Below are 6,095 nucleotides of genomic sequence, written 5' to 3' on the forward strand. Positions count from 1 at the left end.
GCCCCTTAAGCGTTAACCACTTCGCCATTGGACTTGAAGACGCGGACTTTCTTGCCGTCTTCGAGCACCTTGATCCCAACACGGTCGGCTTTGCCGGTAACCGCATTGAAGATGGCGACGTTGGAAACGTGGACAGAGAGGGTTTTCTCGACAATCCCGCCTTGCTGACCGCGCATCGGGTTCGGCTTCTGGTGTTTTTTCACCACATTGACGCCTTCAACCACAACGCGATCTTCATCGGGGATCATGCGCAGCACGGTACCGCGCTTGCCCTTGTCCTTACCGGTAATGACGATAACTTCGTCACCTTTGCGAATCTTGTTCATACCTGCCTCTCCTTACAACACTTCGGGCGCGAGCGACACGATCTTCATGAAGCGCTCGGTACGGAGTTCACGCGTCACCGGTCCGAAGATACGAGTACCAATCGGTTCCAGCTTTGCATTCAGGAGAACGGCGGCATTGCCATCAAACTTGATGAGCGAGCCATCAGAACGACGTACGCCCTTGGCGGTGCGAACCACCACGGCGTTGTACACGTCACCCTTTTTGACACGACCACGCGGGGCAGCATCTTTGATGCTGACCTTGATGATGTCGCCCACAGAGGCATAACGACGCTTGGAGCCGCCCAACACCTTGATGCACATAACAGAACGCGCACCGGTGTTATCTGCAACCTCCAGCATGGATTGCATTTGGATCATGTGAAACAAACCTCCAACTTAACCCGCGAAACTTCGGCATAACCGAAGCAGTGCCCGGCAAAACCGAGCGAATCGCGACCAGTTTTGGACCCCGTACGGGGAAAACAAGCAGTAGCGCAGGCCCGAAAGACCCGTACTATTGCGACAAGGAAAAACGGGCATTGTACGCGAAGTACAATGCCCGTGCAACTACCACTTACGTTTGCCAGCGGCAAACGGCATTACTTAGACTGCCTGACCCTTTTGCACCGAGCCGGTAACAACCCAGCTCTTGGTACGGGACAGCGGACGACCTTCTTCGATCGTCACCAGATCACCTTCGTGATACTGGTTCGTTTCATCATGCGCGTGGTACTTCTTGGAACGACGAACCACCTTGCCATACAGCGGGTGCTTAACCAGATGCTCAACGAGCACGGTTACGGTCTTGTCCATTTTGTCGCTGACAACACGGCCGGTCAGCGTACGCTTCAGTTTCGCTTCGCTCATGTTCACGCCGCCTTTTCAGCCATGATGGTACGGATGCGCGCAATGTCTTTGCGCACGCGGTTGATCTCGCTGTTTTTTGCGAGTTGGCCGGTAGCGTGCTGCATGCGCAGGCTGAACTGGGCTTTCAACAGCGCAGTCAGTTCGCTCTTCAGCTCGCCTTCGGATTTCTGACGAAGTTCAGCAGCTTTCATCATTGCCCCACTTGACGAGAGACGAAGGTCGTTGCGAACGGCAGCTTGGCCGAAGCCAGGCGGAAGGCTTCACGAGCGATTGCCTCGTCGACGCCGTCCAGTTCGTACAGTACCTTGCCAGGTTGAATTTCGGCGACCCAGTATTCCGGGCTGCCCTTACCGTTACCCATCCGCACTTCAGCGGGCTTGGTCGAGATCGGTTTGTCCGGGAACACACGGATCCACACGCGACCGCCACGCTTGATGTGACGAGTGATAGCACGACGCGCAGCTTCGATCTGACGAGCAGTCAGACGACCGCGGCTGGTCGACTTCAGGCCAAAAGTGCCGAACGCAACGCTGTTACCGCGGGTAGCGATACCGGTGTTACGACCCTTCTGGACCTTACGGTACTTGAGTCTAGTTGGCTGCAGCATTGCGAGGCCCCTTACGTTCACGCTTGCGGGTTTCTACCGGTTCTTGTGCAGCCTTTTCGCCAGGCTTCATTTCACCTTTGTAAACCCAAACCTTGATACCAATGATGCCGTAGGTGGTGCTGGCTTCAGAGGTCGCGTAGTCAATATCGGCACGCAGGGTATGCAACGGCACGCGGCCTTCGCGATACCACTCGGTACGTGCGATTTCGATACCGTTCAGACGGCCAGCCGACATGATCTTGATGCCTTGGGCACCCAGACGCATGGCGTTTTGCATGGCGCGCTTCATGGCACGACGGAACATCACACGCTTTTCAAGCTGCGAAGCGATGCTGTCGGCGATGATTTGCGCGTCAATTTCAGGCTTGCGAACTTCTTCGATATTGACGTGAACCGGCACCTTCAGGATGGCCTGAAGTTGGCCTTTCAATACTTCGATGTCTTCGCCCTTCTTGCCGATCACAACACCCGGACGAGCCGTGTGGATGGTGATCTTGGCATTCTTGGCCGGACGCTCGATCACGACGCGGCTGACCGCGGCGTTTGCGAGTTTTTTCTTCAGGAACTCACGGACTTCGATATCTTCAGTCAACATCTTGCTGAAGTTCTTGCTGTTAGCGTACCAGCGTGAGCCCCAGTTCTTGGTGACGGCGAGACGAAAACCCGTCGGATGAATTTTCTGACCCATAATCGCTCCTTAGTCGCCAACAGTCAGCGTGATGTGGCAGGTTTGCTTCTCGATGCGATTGCCGCGGCCTTTTGCACGCGCGGAAAAACGCTTCAGAGACGGCCCTTTGTCCACATAGATCGTGGCGACTTTAAGTGCATCGATGTCAGCGCCTTCGTTGTGCTCGGCGTTGGCAATCGCGGACTCCAGTACCTTCTTGATCAGCACTGCGCCCTTTTTCGGGCTGAAAGCCAGGATGTTCAGAGCCTGCTCCACCGGCTTGCCACGAACGAGATCGGCGACAAGACGCGCTTTTTGTGCGGAGAGGCGAGCATTGCTCAGTACAGCGGATACTTGCATGGCATCACCTTAGCGCTTGGCTTTTTTGTCGGCGGCATGACCTTTGAAAGTACGGGTGAGTGCAAACTCGCCCAACTTGTGGCCAACCATGTTTTCGTTCACGTAAACCGGTACGTGTTGCTTGCCGTTGTGCACAGCGATCGTCAGACCGACGAAATCCGGCAGAACGGTAGAACGACGCGACCAGGTCTTGATGGGGCGCTTGTCGTTCGAAGTACGCGCAGCCTCGATCTTCTTGATCAGGTGCAGGTCTACAAACGGGCCTTTCTTGACAGAACGTGCCATGTTCAATTACCTCTTATTCGCAGGACGACGACGAACGATCATGCCATCGGTACGCTTGTTGTTACGGGTACGGTAGCCCTTGGTCGGCTGGCCCCATGGGCTAACCGGCACACGACCTTCACCAGTACGACCCTCACCACCACCGTGCGGGTGATCGATCGGGTTCATTGCGGTACCACGTACGGTCGGGCGAATACCCAACCAACGCTTGGCGCCAGCTTTACCGTAAGAGCGCAGGCTATGTTCTTCGTTACCCACTTCGCCCAGCGTTGCGCGGCAGTCGATGTGCACCTTGCGGATTTCGCCAGAGCGCAGACGCAGCTGAGCGTAAGCACCTTCACGAGCCAGCAACTGAACACTCACACCCGCCGAACGAGCCAGCTGTGCGCCTTTGCCAGGTTGCAATTCAACGCAGTGGATCGTGGAACCCACCGGAATGTTGCGGATCGGCAGTGCGTTACCGGCCTTGATCGGCGCTTCAGCGCCCGACACCAGGACGGCACCAGCTTGCACGCCCTTCGGGGCGATGATGTAGCGACGTTCGCCATCGGCATAGCACAGCAGCGCGATGTTAGCGGTACGGTTCGGATCGTATTCCAGGCGCTCAACCTTGGCCGGGATACCGTCCTTGTTGCGCTTGAAATCGATAATCCGGTAATGCTGCTTGTGGCCACCACCCTTATGACGGGTCGTGATCACACCGCGGTTGTTACGGCCGGCGGTCTTCGATTGCGCTTCCAGCAGCGGTGCGTACGGAGCACCTTTATGCAGATCAGGGTTTACAACCTTGACGACAGCGCGGCGACCGGGGGACGTCGGTTTTACTTTTACCAATGCCATTTTTCAGTCTCCTTATTGCGCAGCCGAGAGGTCGATTTCCTGGCCGGCCACAAGGCTGATATAAGCCTTCTTCCAGCTAGCACGACGACCGGTGAAACGACCCGAGCGCTTGACTTTGCCCTTGACGTTTACAACCTGCACAGCCTCAACCTTCACCTTGAACAGCAGTTCAATAGCGGCGGCGATTTCGGCCTTGGTGGCATCCGTGGATACGCGGAACACGATTTGCTCGTTCTTTTCGGCAACGAAGGTCGACTTTTCAGAGACCACCGGTGCGCGCAGAACCTGCAGCAGACGGTTTTCAGTAAATTGCGTCATGCGAACATCTCCTCGAAGGCAGCCAGCGCATCGCGGGTCAGCACTACTTTCTTGAAGCGCACGAGGCTCACCGGATCAGCCTGCGACGGCTCGAGCACCAGAACGTTGTTCAGGTTGCGCGAAGCCAGGTACAGGTTTTCGTCCAGTTCCTTCGTGATGATCAGCGCGTTTTCGAGCTTCAGGGTTTCGAGCTTCTGCACGAAAGCCTTGGTCTTCGGGGCTTCCAGCGTAAAGCTGTCAACCACCACCAGACGTTCTTCGCGAACCAGTTGCGACAGAATGGTCGCGATACCGGCGCGGTACATCTTGCGGTTAACCTTGTGGCTGAAGTTCTCGTCCGGGCTGTTCGGGAAAATGCGACCACCACCACGCCACAGCGGCGACGAAGTCATACCGGCACGAGCACGACCGGTGCCCTTTTGACGGAACGGCTTCTTGGTGGAGTGTTTAACCTGCTCACGATCTTTCTGAGCACGGTTACCGCTACGTGCATTCGCGAAGTACGCGGTCACAACCTGGTGAACCAGCGCTTCGTTGAATTCACGTGCGAACAGGGTATCGGAGCCAGCGACAGCAGCTTGCGCTTCGCCGTTTGCATTAATGACTTTCAGTTCCATCACGCACCTGCCTTCACACTGGGGCGAACGATCACGTCATTGCCCTTGGAACCCGGGACAGCGCCCTTCACCAACAGCAGTTGACGCTCGGCATCCACACGCACGACTTCCAGGTTCTGCACGGTACGCTTGACGTTACCAAGCTGACCCGGCATACGCTTACCCGGCAGCACTCGGCCCGGATCTTGCGCTTGACCAATGGAACCCGGCACGTTGTGCGAACGGGAGTTACCGTGGGAAGCACGGTTGGAGCTGAAATGGTGACGCTTGATCGCGCCAGCAAAACCCTTACCCTGGGTAGTGCCAGTGACATCAACCATCTGACCAATAGCGAACAACTCAACGGACAGCGAATCGCCAGCTTTCAGCTCGGTGATTTTGTCAGCGGGCACACGGAACTCAACGAGACCGAGACCAGCTTCAACACCTGCTTTAGCAAAGTGACCGGCTTCCGCTTTGTTAACGCGATTAGCCTTCTTGGCGCCAAACGAAACTTGCACAGCTGCGTAGCCGTCAGTTTCGGGCGTTTTGACCTGCGTGACGCGATTGGCCGACAGATCCAGCACCGTCACCGGGATGGAAGCACCATCCTCAGCGAAGACGCGGGTCATGCCGACTTTGCGACCGACTAGACCTAAGCTCATAGTTATTTCCTTTTCAGGGCCGATTTCGATTGACCGGCAAATAACCAATTAATAAAAAAAGAAAGCTTGTCACCCAAAAGATGACAAGCTCGCGATATTAGCACTGATTTTCCTGCCCCTGCAAGCACTTAGCCCGCCAAAGCCAAAAAATCCTGCTGATTTATATGGTCTTTTCTGAATTACACCAGATCAGACCACCCCGGCCGCGTTACCGCGACCGGGGCAACTGCATTACTGCAGCTTGATTTCTACATCCACGCCAGCCGGCAGATCCAGCTTCATCAGGGCGTCAACGGTCTTGTCGGTAGGATCGACAATGTCCATCAGGCGCAGATGAGTACGGATTTCGAACTGGTCGCGGGAGGTCTTGTTCACGTGCGGCGAACGCAGAACGTCGAAACGTTCGATTTTCGTCGGCAACGGAACCGGGCCCTTCACCACAGCACCGGTACGCTTGGCGGTATCAACGATTTCCTGAGCGGAACGGTCGATCAGCGCGTAGTCGAATGCTTTCAGGCGGATACGGATTTTCTGGTTTTGCATTTGGATGCCTTATTTCAC

13 protein-coding genes are annotated in these 6,095 nt (G+C 55.8%); all 13 read right to left on the minus strand.

Annotated elements, in window-relative coordinates:
* Positions 1-5: 5 nt before the first annotated feature.
* Entirely contained in the window at positions 6-326 is a 321-nt protein-coding gene (gene rplX, locus WG78_RS21875) for a 50S ribosomal protein L24 (protein WP_053939968.1), read from the minus strand.
* 12 nt (positions 327-338) lie between these two features.
* Entirely contained in the window at positions 339-707 is a 369-nt protein-coding gene (rplN, locus tag WG78_RS21880) for a 50S ribosomal protein L14 (protein ID WP_053939969.1), read from the minus strand.
* Between the two features lie 225 nt (positions 708-932).
* Positions 933-1,196, minus strand: coding sequence for a 30S ribosomal protein S17 (gene rpsQ / locus WG78_RS21885; RefSeq protein WP_053939970.1), 264 nt, complete (start codon positions 1,194-1,196; stop codon positions 933-935).
* A 2-nt stretch (positions 1,197-1,198) separates the two neighbouring features.
* Positions 1,199-1,387, minus strand: a complete 189-nt coding sequence (gene rpmC, locus WG78_RS21890) for a 50S ribosomal protein L29 (protein WP_053939971.1) — start codon at positions 1,385-1,387, stop codon at positions 1,199-1,201.
* Positions 1,387-1,803: a 50S ribosomal protein L16 gene (rplP, locus tag WG78_RS21895; RefSeq protein WP_053939972.1), complete on the minus strand. Its 417-nt coding sequence runs from the start codon at positions 1,801-1,803 to the stop codon at positions 1,387-1,389. Before rplP ends, rpmC begins: the two co-directional genes overlap by 1 nt.
* Positions 1,787-2,491 (minus strand): 30S ribosomal protein S3, encoded by a 705-nt coding sequence (rpsC, locus tag WG78_RS21900; protein ID WP_053939973.1) that lies wholly within the window; start codon positions 2,489-2,491, stop codon positions 1,787-1,789. Before rpsC ends, rplP begins: the two co-directional genes overlap by 17 nt.
* Before the next feature lie 9 nt (positions 2,492-2,500).
* Positions 2,501-2,830: a 50S ribosomal protein L22 gene (gene rplV / locus WG78_RS21905; protein WP_053939974.1), complete on the minus strand. Its 330-nt coding sequence runs from the start codon at positions 2,828-2,830 to the stop codon at positions 2,501-2,503.
* A gap of 9 nt (positions 2,831-2,839) precedes the next feature.
* Positions 2,840-3,115 (minus strand): 30S ribosomal protein S19, encoded by a 276-nt coding sequence (gene rpsS, locus WG78_RS21910; protein ID WP_053939975.1) that lies wholly within the window; start codon positions 3,113-3,115, stop codon positions 2,840-2,842.
* Between the two features lie 6 nt (positions 3,116-3,121).
* Positions 3,122-3,955 carry a 50S ribosomal protein L2 gene (gene rplB, locus WG78_RS21915; RefSeq protein WP_053939976.1) on the minus strand — a complete coding sequence of 278 codons (834 nt, stop codon included), beginning with the start codon at positions 3,953-3,955 and terminating at the stop codon, positions 3,122-3,124.
* Between the two features lie 12 nt (positions 3,956-3,967).
* Entirely contained in the window at positions 3,968-4,273 is a 306-nt protein-coding gene (rplW, locus tag WG78_RS21920; RefSeq protein ID WP_053939977.1) for a 50S ribosomal protein L23, read from the minus strand.
* A complete protein-coding gene (rplD, locus tag WG78_RS21925; protein ID WP_053939978.1) occupies positions 4,270-4,890 on the minus strand; it encodes a 50S ribosomal protein L4 in 621 nt (206 codons plus the stop codon). The genes rplW and rplD overlap by 4 nt, the downstream gene beginning before the upstream one ends.
* Positions 4,890-5,534 (minus strand): 50S ribosomal protein L3, encoded by a 645-nt coding sequence (gene rplC / locus WG78_RS21930; protein ID WP_053939979.1) that lies wholly within the window; start codon positions 5,532-5,534, stop codon positions 4,890-4,892. Before rplC ends, rplD begins: the two co-directional genes overlap by 1 nt.
* Positions 5,535-5,765: 231 nt before the next feature.
* Positions 5,766-6,077, minus strand: a complete 312-nt coding sequence (gene rpsJ, locus WG78_RS21935) for a 30S ribosomal protein S10 (RefSeq protein WP_053939980.1) — start codon at positions 6,075-6,077, stop codon at positions 5,766-5,768.
* Positions 6,078-6,095: the final 18 nt, after the last annotated feature.

Source organism: Amantichitinum ursilacus, assembly GCF_001294205.1.
Lineage (GTDB): Bacteria > Pseudomonadota > Gammaproteobacteria > Burkholderiales > Chitinibacteraceae > Amantichitinum > Amantichitinum ursilacus.

Coding starts and splice junctions, on each gene's coding strand:
- rpsS (WP_053939975.1), bottom strand. CDS start 3,115: ATGGCACGTTCTGTCAAGAAAGGCCCGTTTGTAGACCTGCACCTGATC.
- rplX (WP_053939968.1), bottom strand. CDS start 326: ATGAACAAGATTCGCAAAGGTGACGAAGTTATCGTCATTACCGGTAAG.
- rpsQ (WP_053939970.1), bottom strand. CDS start 1,196: ATGAGCGAAGCGAAACTGAAGCGTACGCTGACCGGCCGTGTTGTCAGC.
- rplB (WP_053939976.1), bottom strand. CDS start 3,955: ATGGCATTGGTAAAAGTAAAACCGACGTCCCCCGGTCGCCGCGCTGTC.
- rplC (WP_053939979.1), bottom strand. CDS start 5,534: ATGAGCTTAGGTCTAGTCGGTCGCAAAGTCGGCATGACCCGCGTCTTC.
- rpmC (WP_053939971.1), bottom strand. CDS start 1,387: ATGAAAGCTGCTGAACTTCGTCAGAAATCCGAAGGCGAGCTGAAGAGC.
- rplW (WP_053939977.1), bottom strand. CDS start 4,273: ATGACGCAATTTACTGAAAACCGTCTGCTGCAGGTTCTGCGCGCACCG.
- rplD (WP_053939978.1), bottom strand. CDS start 4,890: ATGGAACTGAAAGTCATTAATGCAAACGGCGAAGCGCAAGCTGCTGTC.
- rpsJ (WP_053939980.1), bottom strand. CDS start 6,077: ATGCAAAACCAGAAAATCCGTATCCGCCTGAAAGCATTCGACTACGCG.
- rplV (WP_053939974.1), bottom strand. CDS start 2,830: ATGCAAGTATCCGCTGTACTGAGCAATGCTCGCCTCTCCGCACAAAAA.
- rplP (WP_053939972.1), bottom strand. CDS start 1,803: ATGCTGCAGCCAACTAGACTCAAGTACCGTAAGGTCCAGAAGGGTCGT.
- rplN (WP_053939969.1), bottom strand. CDS start 707: ATGATCCAAATGCAATCCATGCTGGAGGTTGCAGATAACACCGGTGCG.
- rpsC (WP_053939973.1), bottom strand. CDS start 2,491: ATGGGTCAGAAAATTCATCCGACGGGTTTTCGTCTCGCCGTCACCAAG.